Raw genomic sequence first — 13,798 nt, forward strand, 5'->3', positions numbered from 1 at the left:
ACGCCACGTAAACTTCCGTACATGGCGAGGAAGGCAAAAACTGAAGGCGCGGACAGCGCCGAGAACGCAGGGCGGCTCAAGCAGATCGCCCTGACCTACAAGATGACCAGGCGGACCGACAGCAAGATCGGTCTTGTCGTCGCGGGTGTCGGAATCGTCACGTTCGGTGTCCTCCTCGGCATCGGCTTCGCGATCGGACACCCGGTCTATCTGGGCATCCTGGGCTTCGTCCTGGCCATCCTCGCGATGGCGATCATCTTCGGCCGGCGCGCCGAGCGGGCGGCCTTCGGACAGATGGAGGGCCAGCCCGGAGCGGCGGCCGCCGTCCTGGACCGGATCGGACGCGGCTGGACCACCACCCCCGCGGTGGCGATGAACCGCAGCCAGGACGTCGTCCACCGGGCGGTCGGCAAGGCCGGCATCGTCCTGGTGGCCGAGGGCAACCCGAACCGGGTGAAGAGCCTGCTCGCGGCCGAGAAGAAGAAGATGGCCCGCATCGTGGTGGACGTGCCGGTGCACGACATCATCGTCGGCAACGGCGAGGGCCAGGTGCCGCTGAAGAAGGTCCGCACCAAGATGCTGAAGCTCCCCCGCGTCCTGACCGGCCCGCAGGTGACCTCCACCAACGACCGGCTGCGCGCGATGGGCGACCTGATGAGCAACATGCCGCTGCCGAAGGGCCCGATGCCCAAGGGCATGCGGATGCCGCGCGGCGGGAAGATGCGCTGAGTCACGGCGGGAACATGCGCTGACTACGGCGACAGTCGTGAAACGGGGCGGCCCCGGACCGGTGAACGGTCCCGGGGCCGCCCCGTTTCTCATACGCGGGTCGGGGAGATCACATCCGCGCGGGCCGGGGGTGTCACATCCGGACCTGCACGGCACGCGACAGCCGGTCGTGCAGTCCGCGTCCGTCGCGGTCCCAGACCAGCGCGGGGATGACGAGCAGGAGCAGTGCGGTCCGCACGGCGACGCGCACGAACCCGAGGCGCCCGCCGTCCTCGGCGACCACCCGTACGCCCAGGATGCGCTTGCCGGGCGTGCGGCCGATGGTGCCGACGGTCAGCAGGCTCATCACGAGGAAGACCCCGAGCGCCCAGTTCCCCGCCGCCTGCTGGTCACCGCGAGCGAGCAGCCCGTATGCGATCAGCATGCAGAGTGTCCAGTCGATGAAGAGAGCCCCGAAGCGCCGGCCGAGCGGAGCGACCGAGCCGGGCCCTTCCTCGGGCAGCCCGAGCCCCTTGCCGCGGTAGCCGAAGTCGGCGCCCATCTCCTCGGCGGCCGCGCGGGGCCCCGAGAGCCACGATCCGATTGCTTGCCTGTTGTCCACCCGTCCACGGTACTGCGCCCGTGTTTGCCCCCGGCCGGGCGGGGCACCGGAAACAGTCGCGGAGATGCCGCCCACCACCGCCCCGGTTAACTTGGGCGAAACAAATGGGTCACGCTTGAGAAATCACGCCTGCCTATGGTCGGGTCCAGCGTGCGCCACCGCACTGGCCGCACCACAAGCTGCAACCCCGTCCCGCCCGGGCCGGGAGTAGGAGGAGTTGGATGTTCCAGAACGCCGACGAAGTGCAGAAATACGTAGCGGACAACGACGTGAAGTTCATCGATGTCCGGTTCTGCGACCTGCCCGGGGTGATGCAGCACTTCACGATCCCGGCAGCGACCTTCGACCCGGCCGAGGAACTGGCCTTCGACGGTTCGTCGATCCGCGGCTTCCAGGCCATCCACGAGTCGGACATGGCGCTGCGCGCGGACCTGTCGACGGCTCGGGTGGACCCCTTCCGCCGTGACAAGACCGTCAACATCAACTTCTTCATCCACGACCCGATCACGGGCGAGCAGTACAGCCGTGACCCGCGCAACATCGCCAAGAAGGCCGAGTCGTACCTCGCCTCGACCGGCTTCGCGGACACCGCGTACTTCGGCCCGGAGGCCGAGTTCTACGTCTTCGACAACGTCCGCTTCCAGACGTCGGCGAACGAGAGCTTCTACCACATCGACTCCGAGGCCGGCGCCTGGAACACCGGGTCGGAGGAGAACAACCGCGGCTACAAGGTCCGCTACAAGGGCGGCTACTTCCCGACCCCGCCGGTCGACCACTTCGCCGACCTGCGTGCCGAGATCTCCCTGGAGCTGGACAAGAACGGCCTCCAGGTCGAGCGTCAGCACCACGAGGTCGGCACGGCCGGCCAGGCCGAGATCAACTACAAGTTCAACACCCTGCTCGCCGCGGCCGACGACCTGATGCTCTTCAAGTACATCGTGAAGAACGTCGCCTGGCGCAACGGCAAGACCGCGACCTTCATGCCGAAGCCGATCTTCGGCGACAACGGCTCGGGCATGCACGTGCACCAGTCGCTGTGGCAGGGCGGCGTTCCGCTCTTCTACGACGAGCAGGGTTACGCCGGCCTCTCGGACATGGCCCGCTACTACATCGGCGGCATCCTGAAGCACGCCCCGTCGCTGCTGGCCTTCACCAACCCCACGGTGAACTCCTACCACCGCCTGGTCCCCGGCTTCGAGGCCCCGGTCAACATGGTGTACTCGCAGCGCAACCGCTCCGCCGCGATGCGCATCCCGATCACCGGCTCGAACCCGAAGGCCAAGCGCGTCGAGTTCCGCGCCCCGGACCCGTCCTCGAACCCGTACCTCGCGTTCTCGGCTCTGCTGATGGCGGGCCTGGACGGCGTGAAGAACAAGATCGAGCCGGCCGAGCCGATCGACAAGGACCTCTACGAGCTGGCTCCCGAGGAGCACGCCAACGTCCAGCAGGTCCCGACGTCCCTCCCGGCCGTGCTCGACGCCCTGGAGGCGGACAACGAGTACCTCCAGGCGGGCGGCGTCTTCACGTCGGACCTGATCGAGACGTGGATCGACTACAAGCGCACCCACGAGATCGCCCCGATCCAGCTGCGGCCGCACCCGCACGAGTTCGAGCTGTACTTCGACCTCTAGAAACACCACGGGCGGGGCTCGCCCGCGCCCGGGCCACCGAGGGCCGTCACCTCCTCCTGGAGGTGACGGCCCTCGGGCGTGTTGTCAGGCGCGCCTGACGTCGCCTGTCGACGGTGATCTCTTGGCCTTGCGCGTCCATCGAAAGCCCCGCCCCCGGGTGATGGTCGCGATCAACACCGAGGACAGCGGAATAAGCAACCTGGTCTCAGGCGGAACGACGCACGGACCCGTCTTCCAGGCGCGCTCAATCCATGTGCAGTTTCAACAGGACCAGGCCGAAGACGAACCCGCAGCGCTGCACACAGCCCCGTGGATGCGGGCCGCTATCCATTCCTCTGTGTGGGATCACGTACCACCGAACCGGGACTTGTCGGCGTTCCAAGACCACGTCATCGGCGTGATGGAAAGAACTGACCCTGCTGCGCGATGGTTACCAAACCAACCCGGCACAAGATCCATGGCAGGACCCGGGCATGGCAGTACGATTCGCGGAACGCGTTGAATGGCTGCTGGGGAAGACGACGCTGAAGGCATCGTCAAGGAGGCACACACTCCGCGACCGTCGCCCCGCACGTTTCGGCTGATTCCAGGCGCAGGGCGACCAGTTGCCGCCTCGTCCTCACCGCAACGAAGGCCGCGCCCGCCCCGCCCAGTACTCGTCCGCCGTGATGCCCAGCAGGACCACGTCGTGGTACGTGCCCGCGAAGAACTCGTGCTGGCGCAGGCGGCCCTCCTCCACGAAGCCGAGTTTGCGGTAGAGGGCCAGGGAGGCGTCGTTGAAGGCGTAGACCTCCACCTCGCACTTGTGGCAGCGCTGTTCGGCGAACATGTAGGTGAGGACCAGCTCGGAGGCCTCGGCCGCGTAGCCCTGGCGGCGGTGTTCCCGGGTGACCTCGATGCCCGTACGGAAGCGGCCTGCCCGGGCGTCCGTCTCGCCGACCGACACCGCGCCGACGAAGGCGTGCTCGAAGCGGGTCTCGATGACCAGGTGGTACGCGGCCGGGTTCGGGGCGCGGCCGGCCCGTTCGGCGACCCAGGCGCGGAAGCTCTCGTCCGAGCGGGGCGGCTCGACCACGTCGGCGTTGCGGGCGTCCACGGTGTGCAGGGCCAGGGCCCGGAAGCCCTCCCAGTCCTGCGGTTCGACGCCCCGCAGGCGTACCCTCTCGCCGGTCCACAGGTCGGTCATCTCGCTCCAGCCAGGTAGGGGGGTGCAGGGACAGGTCGGTCAGTCGGTCGGTCGGGTTACGTGGGCCGCGATCTCGCGTGCGCAGGTCAGGGACTCCGCGTGGGTCGTGTCGACCTCCAGGTCGTACACCACGCCCCGGTGGACCGCCTCCGCCTGTGCTGCGGCCATGCCCCTCGGGCGGTCCCCCCGCGCCATCTCGCGGGCCTCGGCTGCCGTGCCCTCGCAACGGACGCCCACCCAGAGGACGTCCAGGCCCGTCAGCGCCTTCCGCCACGGCTCCTGGGAGGCCGGGCCGCCGAGGAACACGTCGTCGACGATGACCTTGGCGCCCGCGCGGACCATCGCCGCGACGCCCTCGCGCCAGGCCGCCTCCAGCCTGCGGAACTCCGGGCCGACCGCCACGCCGCCGTCCTCGGCGAACTCGATACCCGCGTCCGAGGTGCGCAGGGACGCGGGCAGCGAGTCCACGAACGTGTCGATCGCGGCGGCGAGCCACGGGTCCGGCAGTTCCGCCTGGAGGCAGCGGACGATGCCCGACTTGCCGGAGCTGGAGCCGCCGTTCAGCACGATCACCTCGGTTGCCACCTGGTCACAGTAGAGGGAACCGGGGGCGTGTTCGACGCGTTTTCGGGCGACGGCCGTGGGTCAGGCGGGCTTGATCGTGGCCAGTTGCGCGAGGAGGAGGATCAGCCGGTACGCCGTCGCGTAGTCGGGGGACGTGAAGGTGACCGTACGAGCGCCCCGGGCGCGCGAGACGCCCGGGACGAGGGTCGCCAGGTCGATGGTGTGGGGGCTCACGAGGTCGACTTCCACGTCCAGGGCCCCGGTGAGGGCCAGGGGCGGGATCTCGGCGCGGCGGGTCACCGCGTCCGCCGCCGCCCGGCGCAGCCGGTCCCGGGCCTCCTCCGGGTGCAGCGTCACGGCCGCCGCCATGCCCAGGGCCTCCTTGACCGCGACGGTGACCGTCTCGGGGACCAGGGCGTTCATCTCGGCGCAGGCCGCGTCGTCGCCGCTGAGCAGGACGACCGGTACGCCGAGGTGGCCGGCCATGGCGGCGTTGAGCCCGGTCTCGCCCAGGGAGCGGCCGGCCACCCGTACGTCGAGGATCGCGTCGTTCATGGTGTGCGCCAGCACGCCCGGCCCCTCGCCCGCGCGGACGTGGTAGCCGACGAAGAGCGCGGCGTCGGTGGCCTCGTCGAGCCCGGCGAGCATGTGCAGTGTGCGCGGCTTGCCCCGGACCAGGCGGGCCCGGCGGTCCAGCTGTTCCGGCAGGAGGTTGCGGAAGGTGCCGTGCGCGTCGGCGACCAGTACCTCGGCCGTGGGATCCGCGTCCAGGACGCCCGCGACGACCGCGTTCGCGTCGGCCGTCATCAGCTCCCGGCCGCGCTGGTAGTCGTAGCGCTCGGGGTTCGTCTCGCTGGGATGGACGATTCCCGAGACGCCTTCCATGTCGACCGAGATGAGTAGCTTCATGGGTGCGGGAGCCTACCTCTCGTACGCGTGGCCGGGTCGGCGTGGTGGCGTGGTGGCGTTCCTCGACGCGTTCTGCCGAGCGCCGGGTGGCGTGCTGGGCGCGTTTCTCTGTTCGGTCGGGCCATGGTCCCTTACGGCGGAGCCCGGCAGCCGGGTGCCCCCGGACACGTCGCTCGACGGTCCGGGGGCTGTGGTCGGGGCTCCGGTCGGTTCCGGTCAGCGGCCGTAGCGGATCAGGGCGCGGACCATGCGGCAGGTGGTGTCGGACGGCGGGTGGATGCCCAGGCGCTCGGCGGTGATCCGTATCCGGTGGTTGCCGGCGCTGGAGGGCTGGTAGACCCCGCTGTCGAGCAGGGCGATGGCCAGGCGCATGGCCTTGAGGCGGCGGTTGTGGGAGACGTACCACTCGCGGGGGCGGCCCGCGGGCAGTCGCTTCTTCGGCAGCGGGGTGGGAAGCGGCGGGTGGAAGGGCATCGGGAGCTGTCGGTCGAGCGGCTCGGTCGTGACTGTGGCAACAGCCATTCGGCATCCTCCTGGCAGCGTGGTGGAACCCTCACGAACTCCCTCCATTTTACTGCCCCCCACTGACAATCGCCCCTGGCCAGAGCCTATTTCGGCAGCCCCTCGCGTAACCTTGGCCCCATGGAGATCTGGATCAATCCGGCCTGTTCGAAGTGTCGCGGCGCGCTCACCCTGCTCGACGCGGAAGGGGCGGATTACACCGTCCGCCGCTACCTGGAGGACGTGCCATCGCCCGAGGAGATCCGGGCCGTGCTGGACCGGCTCGGTCTGGAGCCGTGGGACATCACGCGGACCCAGGAGGCGGCGGCGAAGGAGCTGGGGCTGAAGGAGTGGCCGCGGGAGGCCGGTTCGCGGGAGCGGTGGATCGCCGCCCTGTCCGAGCACCCGAAGCTGATCCAGCGGCCGATCATCACCGCCGAGGACGGTACGGCCGTGGTGGCGCGGAGCGAGGAAGCGGTGCGGGACGCGCTGGGGCGCGGTGTCTGACTCCGTATCCCGTCAGGTCTCCCCGGGGATGAGGTTCTTCACCGACTTCGTCGTCACCGGTGCTGTGGGCGGTGCCGACGCCACGAGTACGCCCGCCGAGGTCACCGGCCTCCTGGGCCACGGGTTCGTCGAGAGCTTCACCGGGCCAGGGCAGTTGCTGCGCTGCTACGACCTGGTTGAGCTGGCCTGGCAGCGGGGCGCAGCCGGGGAGCCCTGGCAGGGCCTCTACGTCACGGTGCAGGCCCACCGGCTCGACGTGCCGTTGCCGGTCGACCGGCTCTCCGCGGCGCTGGACCGGATCGGCTTCCCGCTGGTGGAGGTCGCGCCCGACGGGGTGGGGTGCCGCCGCCTCGTCCGGGCCGACAGCAGGGTCGGGGTGCTGGCCGACGAGACCACCGGCCAGGTGCTGCAGATGACGGCCCCCGCCTGGTTCGCACCCGGTCCCCGGGGCGAGCCCGCGCCGTGGTCCCGGAATGCCGGACGGGACCGGGTGCGTCATCTGGCCGGGCTCGGTGCACCGGAGCGGGAGGCCTGGGCGCGGCGGCGGCAGCCCGAGGAGTCGGGTGAAGCAGCCCGTTGGTGGTGGTCCCTGTGGGTCGCGTGCGGACAGCGCATACCGGCCGAGGGCGAGCGGAGCGCCGGCCTCAACCGGTCAGCTTGGCTGGAGGCCGCGCTCTGGCTGCTCGGGAAGTGCGAGACCGCCGGAGTTCTCGACCGTACCGAAGCCGTCTGCGAGATCGCCCGCTACGGGCTGCTTGCCCCGGACGCGGCCGTACGGGCCTGCCTTGAGGCCATCCCGGTGTCCCGGGCGGACGTGGCGACCCGGGAGGCGACCCCGTACAGCGAGGGGCACCTGGTTGCGGTCAATGCCTCCCGGGCGGCCAAGCGGCTCTCCCTCGCAGCCGGTGCGCTGCTGCCCCGGGTGCGGGACCCGGAGCTGCGGGCCGAGGTGCGGGCCTGGCTGGATCTCCGGCCCCGGTTGATGTGACCACCGGGCCGGGCCCCGGGCGCCGAGGTCCCTTCCAGCGGAGCCGGGGACCTCGGCGCCCGGGGCCTGCCACGGTGCTCAGCGTTCGTCCGTGCCCGCGCGCTTGGCGGTGGACAGAGCTATGCGGTTCCAGGTGTTGATCGTGAGGATCAGGGCCAGCAGGTGGGCCAGCTCCTCCTCGTCGAAGTGGGCCGCCGCGCGGTCGTAGACCTCGTCGGGGACGCCGGCGTCCCCGATCCGGGTGACCGCGTCCGTCAGGGCCAGGGCGGCCTGTTCCCGCTCGGTGAAGAAGTGGTCCGCCTCGTGCCACACCGCGACCATGTGCAGGCGCTCCTCGCTCTCGCCCGCCTTCCGCGCGTCCGTCGTGTGCATGTGCAGGCAGTACGCGCAGCGGTTCAGGTGCGAGGCGCGGATCTGGACCAGTTCGACCAGTGTCGGGTCCAGGCCCGCGCGGGCCGCCGCGTCCAGGCCGATCACGGCCCGGAAGACCTTCGGGGCGCTCCTCGCGAAGTCGAGCCTGCCGGTGGCGTTGCTACTCCGGACGGTGGTGGCCGGGGTGGTGGTGCGGTCGTTCGTCTTGATCTGCGTCGTCGTCATGGGTACGAATCTAGGGCGACGGGCGACTGGGTGCGGGGTGCATTTCTGTGATCAATTCATGGGTCAATTCGGCGGAGATCCTGGGCAGCGATCTGCCCCTTGAGCTCTCCGGAACCGGTAACCGCCGGGCCCTGCTGATGGACGCGCTGCGCGAGGCCGTGCGCAGCGGACGGCTCGCCCCCGGTACCCGGCTGCCGCCCTACCGTTCCCTCGCCGCCGATCTCGGCCTCGCCCGCAACACCGTCGCCGACGCGTACGCCGAGCTGGTCGCGGAAGGGTGGCTGGCCGCCCGGCAGGGCTCGGGGACGCGGGTCGCCGAGCGGGCCGTCCCGGTCACCCCCGTGCACCGGCCGCGCACCCCCGAGCGCGCCGCCCGCCCGGTCCACGACCTGGTCCAGGGGCAGCCGGACCCCTCGGTCTTCCCGCGCACCGCCTGGCTGGCCTCGGCGCGGCGTGCGCTCGCCGCCGCCCCCGACGACGCGTTCGGGCCCGGCGATCCGCACGGGCGGCCCGAGTTGCGGCGGGCCCTCGCCGGCTATCTGGCCCGGGTGCGCGGGGTGCGGGCCGCGCCGGAGCGGATCGTGCTGTGCTCGGGGGCCGCGCACGGGCTGCGGCTGCTGGCGGAGGTGGTGGGCGGTCCGTGGGCGGCGGAGGAGTACGGCCTGCCCTTCCACCGTGCGCTGCTCGGCTCCCACGGGGTCGGCACCCGGCCGCTCGGCGTGGACGCGGACGGCGCCCGGGTCGACGGGCTCACCCGGCACGACCGTGCCGTGCTCCTCACGCCCGCCCACCAGTTCCCCACCGGCGGACCTCTGCACCCCGCGCGGCGGGCGGCCGTCGTCGACTGGGCCCGGGCCACCGGCGGGCTCGTCGTGGAGGACGACTACGACGGGGAGTTCCGCTACGACCGGCAGCCCGTGGGTGCTGTCCAGGGGCTCGATCCCGAGCATGTGGTGTTGGTCGGGTCGGTGAGCAAGAGTCTGTCCCCCACCCTCCGGATCGGGTGGATGGTGCTGCCCCAGCGGCTCGTCGGCCCCGTCGTCGCGGCGAAGGGCGAGCGGGAGCTGTTCTCCAGCGCGACCGAGCAGCTGACGCTCGCGGACTTCGTGGAGTCGGGCGCGTACGACCGGCAGGTCCGCCGGATGCGGCAGCGCCACCGCCGCCGCCGGGACCAGCTGGTGGCGGCCCTGGAGCGGCGGGCCCCGCACGTCCGGGTCACCGGGATCGCCGCCGGCCTGCACGCGCTGCTGGAACTGCCGCCCGGCACCGAGCGTTCGGCGGTCCGGGCGGCGGCCTGGCAGGGGCTGGCGGTCGAGGGCCTCGCCGACTACCTGCACCCGGGCTCGGAGCGGGCGGGGCCGGCGGAGGACCCCCGGGACGGCCTCGTCGTCGGGTACGCGACGCCCGCCGAATCCGCCTACCCGGAGGCGTTGGAGGTCCTGTGCCGGGCCCTGCCACCGGGGTGAGCCGGCGGCAGGGGCGGCGGGGGCGCACGCCCGTGGGCGCTGGAGGCGTTGGAGGCCCCGGAGGCGTTGGAGGCCCGGAGCCCCCAGGCCCGGAGGCGCTGAAGGCCCGGCCCGGAGCCCCCAGGCCCGGTAGCAGGGGGCCGCACGCCCGTGCCCCTCGCTCCTGCCGGTCAGCCCGCCTGTGCCTGCGTCTCCGCCGCCACCAGCAGCTCCGTGAGGTGGAGGCCGAAGCGCGCGTCGCAGGCGTGCGGCACCCCCGTGCGTGCCGCTTCGGCCAGGGCGTCCACCGCGCCCCTGAACGCGGTCTCCGCGCCGTCCCACCCGGGGAGCGACGCCGTGCCCCGCTCGCCCCGGAACTCGATCTCGGCGCCCGCCGCGCCGGGCGGGGCGCTGAGCCCGAGGGTCACCGTGCTGGAGGCGCCGGAGGTGTGACGGAGAATCAGGTGGGTGGTGTCGGCCGGCCCCCGGGCGGCGGTGAGGTGCTCCACGTCGCCCAGGACCGGGATCAGCACGGAGAGCACGTGCGGGCCGACGTCCCACAGGCCGCCCTTCTCGCGCCGCCACGGGGAGTCCGCGTACGCGCTGGTCGAACCTGCCGCGTAGAGCGATCCCAGCCATTGGGCGCGAGCCGTGAACCAGCCGTCCACCGCCGCCTGTTCGGCGATCCACGCGGAGGTCTCGGGCGCGAACCGGAGCGTGCAGAAGACGATCGAGGCCACCCCCGCCTTCTCCGCCGCCCCGGCCACCGCACGGGCCCCCTCCACCGTCGTGGCCACCGGCTTGTCCATCAGGAGGTGACAGCCCGCCTCGGCGGCGCGGACCGCGAGCGGGGCCTGCACGTCCGGCGGCAGCGCGAAGGCCACCGCGTCGCTCGCCTCCAGAAGCGCGTCGATGCCCTCCTCCCCGGTGTACGCGCGGGTCCCGTGGACGGCGGCGAGGGCATCCGCCGCCTCGCCCCTGCGGCCCCACACCCCGCTCAGTTCGACGCCGGGATGGGCGGCCAGCGCGGGGCCCTGGGTGTTGTGCGCCCAGGGGCCGGTGCCGAGGAGGCCGATGCGGAGAGGTGGCGTGGTGGCGGCAGATGAGTCCATGGGGCCAGTCTGCCGGGTGCGCCGGCCGGCCGTGCGGGGGGCCGGGGCGTTCGCACCCGGGCACGGGCCCGCCCGCGCACGAGGAGCCGGCTCTTCGCGCGGGACGTGGCCGGGCGTCCGAATGCGGTGGCGCGGAGCGGGCCCGCCCCGTTACGTTTCCGGGGCCGGCCGCGGGACTCCGGCGCGACTTCCGAGACGTGCCTATGAAGCGATGATTTCGTTGTTCGCGCCTCCATTCCCCGGCCGGCATCTCTGCTTCTCCCAGGGGATTTCATGAACACGCCCGAATACGCGGGAGCGTCCGAGGCGGCACGCCCGTCTGAGGCCGTACGCGTGCCTGAGGCCGCAGGCGCGGCCGAGACCGTACGCGCGGCCGAGACCGTCGCCGACCTCGTCGCCGCCGAGGACGTCCTGCTCTTCGTGAACGCGGCGATCACCGCGACGGGGCAGCGCGAGTTCCGCTCGGGCACCGCCGGCCAACAGCTGTCCCTGGACTTCCTGCACGCCTACGTACGGGTCAACTACCGCCGGGTGTACGCGGCTTCGCTGGCCCTGGACATCAACCACCACAACGCGGCCCTCATCGTGCGCCGGCTGCTGGAGACGGCGGGCGAGGCGAGCCCCGGGGAGCGGCGTACCGAGGGGCGGCTCATCGCCGCCCGGCTGGCGCTGCTGCCGCCGCCACGCGTCTACCGGCTCTTCGGCGAGCTGCGCCGCGGCAAGGTCAACAACCGGCGCACCCGGGCGATCATGCGGGACTGGCTGGCGGCCCGGCCGGATCTGGGCCATGACGCGGTGAAGTACCGGGCCGGGCTGAAGACGGCCGTCCGGCACATCCACCTGCCCTGCCCGGACGGGGGTGAGCCGCTCGCCGAGGTCGGGGCGTTCCTGTTCCGCCCCGGCCGGCTGCCGCGCTACGAGCACGGGCTGCTCGACGCCTGGCGCCGCGCCCACTACGAGCAGAGGGCCGTGGCCGAGCTGCCGTTCACGGTGGCGGAGGGGTTCGCCGCCCAGCACGGGATGCGGCGCGAGGTGTTCCTGAAGCGGGCCGCGCCCCGGATGACCCGGCTGGAGCGGCTGCGTACCCAGGAGCAGCAGGCCGCGGTCCGGCGGCGAGACGCCCCGGCGGCGCAGGTGGATCTGACCGTGATGCCGCTGACCCGGCTCGCCCTGTACGTGCTGTCGCTCGGCTTCGAGCAGCGCGCCGAGCGGCGCGCGGAGCTGACCGGCGCCCTGCGCGCGGCGGCCCGCCGGGCGGCGGGCGGACACGCGGGGAGCTGGGGGCGGGTGCACGCGGTGCTGGACGACAGCTTCTCCTCGTCCGGTTCGGGTCAGAAGCGGCGGCGGCCCCTCGCCGTGGCGCTGGCCTGCCACCACCTGCTGGAGGTGCTCGCCGCGCCCGGCGCGTACCGGGGGCTGTGGACCTCGGGCGCGGACGACGCGCTGCTCGTACGCCCGTGGGGGCCGACCCCGCTGGGGACGCGGGTCCTGGACGCGCTGGAGCCGGGCCCCGGCGGCGCGGCCCCGGACCGGCTGATGATCGTCTCGGACGGCTGGGACAACGCTCCGGCGGGGCTGGCGGGCGAGGTGTTGCGGGTGTGGCGGCGCCGGCTGGATCCGGAGCGGCGGACGGCGGTGGTGCACGTCAACCCCGTATACGACGCGGAGGGTTTCGACGTGCGGCGGCTGGCGGCGGGGGTGGCGACGGCCGGGATCCGGGACGCGGAGGATCTGCCCGCGCTGGTGGAGATCGCCCGGTTCGCGGAGGGGCGCACGGGGCCGGCGGAGCTGTACGCGTATCTGGACCGGCGAGTGGCCCGGTTCACCGGAGCAGGCGAAGAGGAGGGGGTGGCCCCGTGAACCGGCTGGAGCTGACCGGGCTGACCGCCCGGCCCTCGCAGGTGTGGGGCGGTGTCCGTCTCGTCCCGCTGGTCCGCGAGGCGCCGGTGGAGGGGCTGCGGCTGCACCGCGAGGTGTACGAGGGTCTCGGCGCGGGGATCGTCGAGCTCGGGCCCCGGGCCCGCTATGTCTCGTACATCCCGCACGGTCTGGTCGCCGACTGGTCAAAGGAGGACGGCCCGGCGCCGGTGGCGGGCCGCCGCCAGTCGGCCGCGTACGGTACCCAGTTCGGCGGGGGCGGGGCGCCCCGGGCCGTCCCGCTGCCGCCGCTGCCGCATCACCGGATGGCCAAACGGCGCCCCGGCGACCGGCTGCGGTTCCTGCCGTTGCACCTGGCGCTGGAGGGGTATCTCGCCCTGCACTTCGGCGGTCCGTCGACCGCCTGGGAGGAGTGGTCGCGGACGGCCCTGCGCGACGGGCTCTCGCCGCGCGCCGAGGACGCCTACCTCGGGCGGTCGGTGCGCGGGCTCGCGGACGCGCTGCGGATCTTCGAGATCCACCCGGGCCAGTGCGGGGTGATGGTGTACGTCTCCGACGCGCTCGCCGCCGCGTTCGTCGTCCCGCATCCGGACGACTACCGCCTTCTGCACGCCTCGCTGGTGGAGGACCTCTACGGGGAGCTGGTGCACCAGTACGCGCTGTACGGGGCGCCGGTGCCCCAGGTGCCGGTGCGGATCGGGGGCGAGGAGCACATCCGTACACTCGCCGAACTGCGGTCGGCGGCGCGGGAGCGGGAGCGGGCGTGGGAGGAGGCGCACGGCACCCTGTTCGCGCGGGAGCTGCTGGACACCTCGTACGCGTTCGACCGGGCGTACCGGATGAAGTCCTTCACCCTGTGGCGCTTCCTGCCGCCGTTCGTCCGGGACGCGGGCGGGCAGCACATCGGGGAGACGATCACCGATCACCGGGGGCGGGTCGCCTACCTCAAGACGTTCCGGCTCTCCGACGCCCAGATCCGCCGGGGCCATATCCTGCGGACCGTGGCCGGGGCCGGCTGGGAGCTGGACCGGGCGGCCGCCGCGCTGGGGTCGAGCCGCCAGGAGCTGGTCCGCCGGCTGCGGGCGGCCGGGTTCTCGGCCCTGCTCAAGGGCGGTGTCTGAGCTTCTCCCGTCGCCCCCGGGCCCTGGGC

Annotated in this window: 14 protein-coding genes; 7 read left to right on the top strand and 7 right to left on the bottom strand. The window is 72.7% G+C overall.

All coding sequences use genetic code 11. The features are described from left to right. The first annotated feature begins 21 nt into the window (after positions 1-21). Entirely contained in the window at positions 22-729 is a 708-nt protein-coding gene (locus tag ACH4KB_RS06020; protein ID WP_398063991.1) for a DUF4191 domain-containing protein, read from the top strand. Between the two features lie 133 nt (positions 730-862). On the opposite strand, the gene ACH4KB_RS06025 is transcribed toward ACH4KB_RS06020, so the two are convergent. Further along, a complete protein-coding gene (locus tag ACH4KB_RS06025) occupies positions 863-1,270 on the bottom strand; it encodes an RDD family protein (protein WP_398064654.1) in 408 nt (135 codons plus the stop codon). Between the two features lie 281 nt (positions 1,271-1,551). Between ACH4KB_RS06025 and glnA the strand changes: the two genes are divergently transcribed. Further along, a complete protein-coding gene (glnA, locus tag ACH4KB_RS06030; protein WP_398063994.1) occupies positions 1,552-2,961 on the top strand; it encodes a type I glutamate--ammonia ligase in 1,410 nt (469 codons plus the stop codon). Between the two features lie 619 nt (positions 2,962-3,580). Here glnA and ACH4KB_RS06035 read toward each other — a convergent pair. From ACH4KB_RS06035 to ACH4KB_RS06050, 4 genes are all read right to left on the bottom strand, one after another. Further along, entirely contained in the window at positions 3,581-4,147 is a 567-nt protein-coding gene (locus ACH4KB_RS06035; protein ID WP_398063997.1) for a GNAT family N-acetyltransferase, read from the bottom strand. Positions 4,148-4,186: 39 nt separating this feature from the next. Next, a complete protein-coding gene (gene cpt, locus ACH4KB_RS06040; protein ID WP_398063999.1) occupies positions 4,187-4,732 on the bottom strand; it encodes a chloramphenicol phosphotransferase CPT in 546 nt (181 codons plus the stop codon). Positions 4,733-4,792: 60 nt separating this feature from the next. After that, positions 4,793-5,620: a M55 family metallopeptidase gene (locus ACH4KB_RS06045; RefSeq protein ID WP_398064000.1), complete on the bottom strand. Its 828-nt coding sequence runs from the start codon at positions 5,618-5,620 to the stop codon at positions 4,793-4,795. Positions 5,621-5,836: 216 nt separating this feature from the next. After that, positions 5,837-6,142: a hypothetical protein gene (locus ACH4KB_RS06050; protein ID WP_050357980.1), complete on the bottom strand. Its 306-nt coding sequence runs from the start codon at positions 6,140-6,142 to the stop codon at positions 5,837-5,839. Positions 6,143-6,262: 120 nt separating this feature from the next. Here ACH4KB_RS06050 and ACH4KB_RS06055 point away from each other — a divergent pair, with 120 nt between their 5' ends. Then, positions 6,263-6,628 carry an arsenate reductase family protein gene (locus tag ACH4KB_RS06055; protein WP_012381235.1) on the top strand — a complete coding sequence of 122 codons (366 nt, stop codon included), beginning with the start codon at positions 6,263-6,265 and terminating at the stop codon, positions 6,626-6,628. A 28-nt stretch (positions 6,629-6,656) separates the two neighbouring features. Further along, positions 6,657-7,616 carry a hypothetical protein gene (locus ACH4KB_RS06060; RefSeq protein ID WP_398064002.1) on the top strand — a complete coding sequence of 320 codons (960 nt, stop codon included), beginning with the start codon at positions 6,657-6,659 and terminating at the stop codon, positions 7,614-7,616. A 78-nt stretch (positions 7,617-7,694) separates the two neighbouring features. On the opposite strand, the gene ACH4KB_RS06065 is transcribed toward ACH4KB_RS06060, so the two are convergent. Then, positions 7,695-8,213 carry a carboxymuconolactone decarboxylase family protein gene (locus ACH4KB_RS06065; RefSeq protein WP_398064004.1) on the bottom strand — a complete coding sequence of 173 codons (519 nt, stop codon included), beginning with the start codon at positions 8,211-8,213 and terminating at the stop codon, positions 7,695-7,697. A gap of 47 nt (positions 8,214-8,260) precedes the next feature. Between ACH4KB_RS06065 and ACH4KB_RS06070 the strand changes: the two genes are divergently transcribed. Beyond that, positions 8,261-9,679, top strand: coding sequence for a PLP-dependent aminotransferase family protein (locus tag ACH4KB_RS06070; RefSeq protein WP_398064006.1), 1,419 nt, complete (start codon positions 8,261-8,263; stop codon positions 9,677-9,679). Between the two features lie 170 nt (positions 9,680-9,849). On the opposite strand, the gene ACH4KB_RS06075 is transcribed toward ACH4KB_RS06070, so the two are convergent. Then, positions 9,850-10,770 carry a Gfo/Idh/MocA family protein gene (locus ACH4KB_RS06075; protein ID WP_398064009.1) on the bottom strand — a complete coding sequence of 307 codons (921 nt, stop codon included), beginning with the start codon at positions 10,768-10,770 and terminating at the stop codon, positions 9,850-9,852. A 333-nt stretch (positions 10,771-11,103) separates the two neighbouring features. Here ACH4KB_RS06075 and ACH4KB_RS06080 point away from each other — a divergent pair, with 333 nt between their 5' ends. After that, positions 11,104-12,630, top strand: coding sequence for a hypothetical protein (locus ACH4KB_RS06080; protein ID WP_398064011.1), 1,527 nt, complete (start codon positions 11,104-11,106; stop codon positions 12,628-12,630). Continuing rightward, complete coding sequence (locus tag ACH4KB_RS06085; protein WP_398064014.1) at positions 12,627-13,769, top strand: ARPP-2 domain-containing protein; 1,143 nt, start codon at positions 12,627-12,629, stop codon at positions 13,767-13,769. The genes ACH4KB_RS06080 and ACH4KB_RS06085 overlap by 4 nt, the downstream gene beginning before the upstream one ends. The last annotated feature ends 29 nt before the right edge of the window (positions 13,770-13,798 follow it).

The sequence above is a fragment of the Streptomyces sp. NPDC017520 genome (genome assembly GCF_044329855.1).
Taxonomy (GTDB): Bacteria; Actinomycetota; Actinomycetes; order Streptomycetales; family Streptomycetaceae; genus Streptomyces.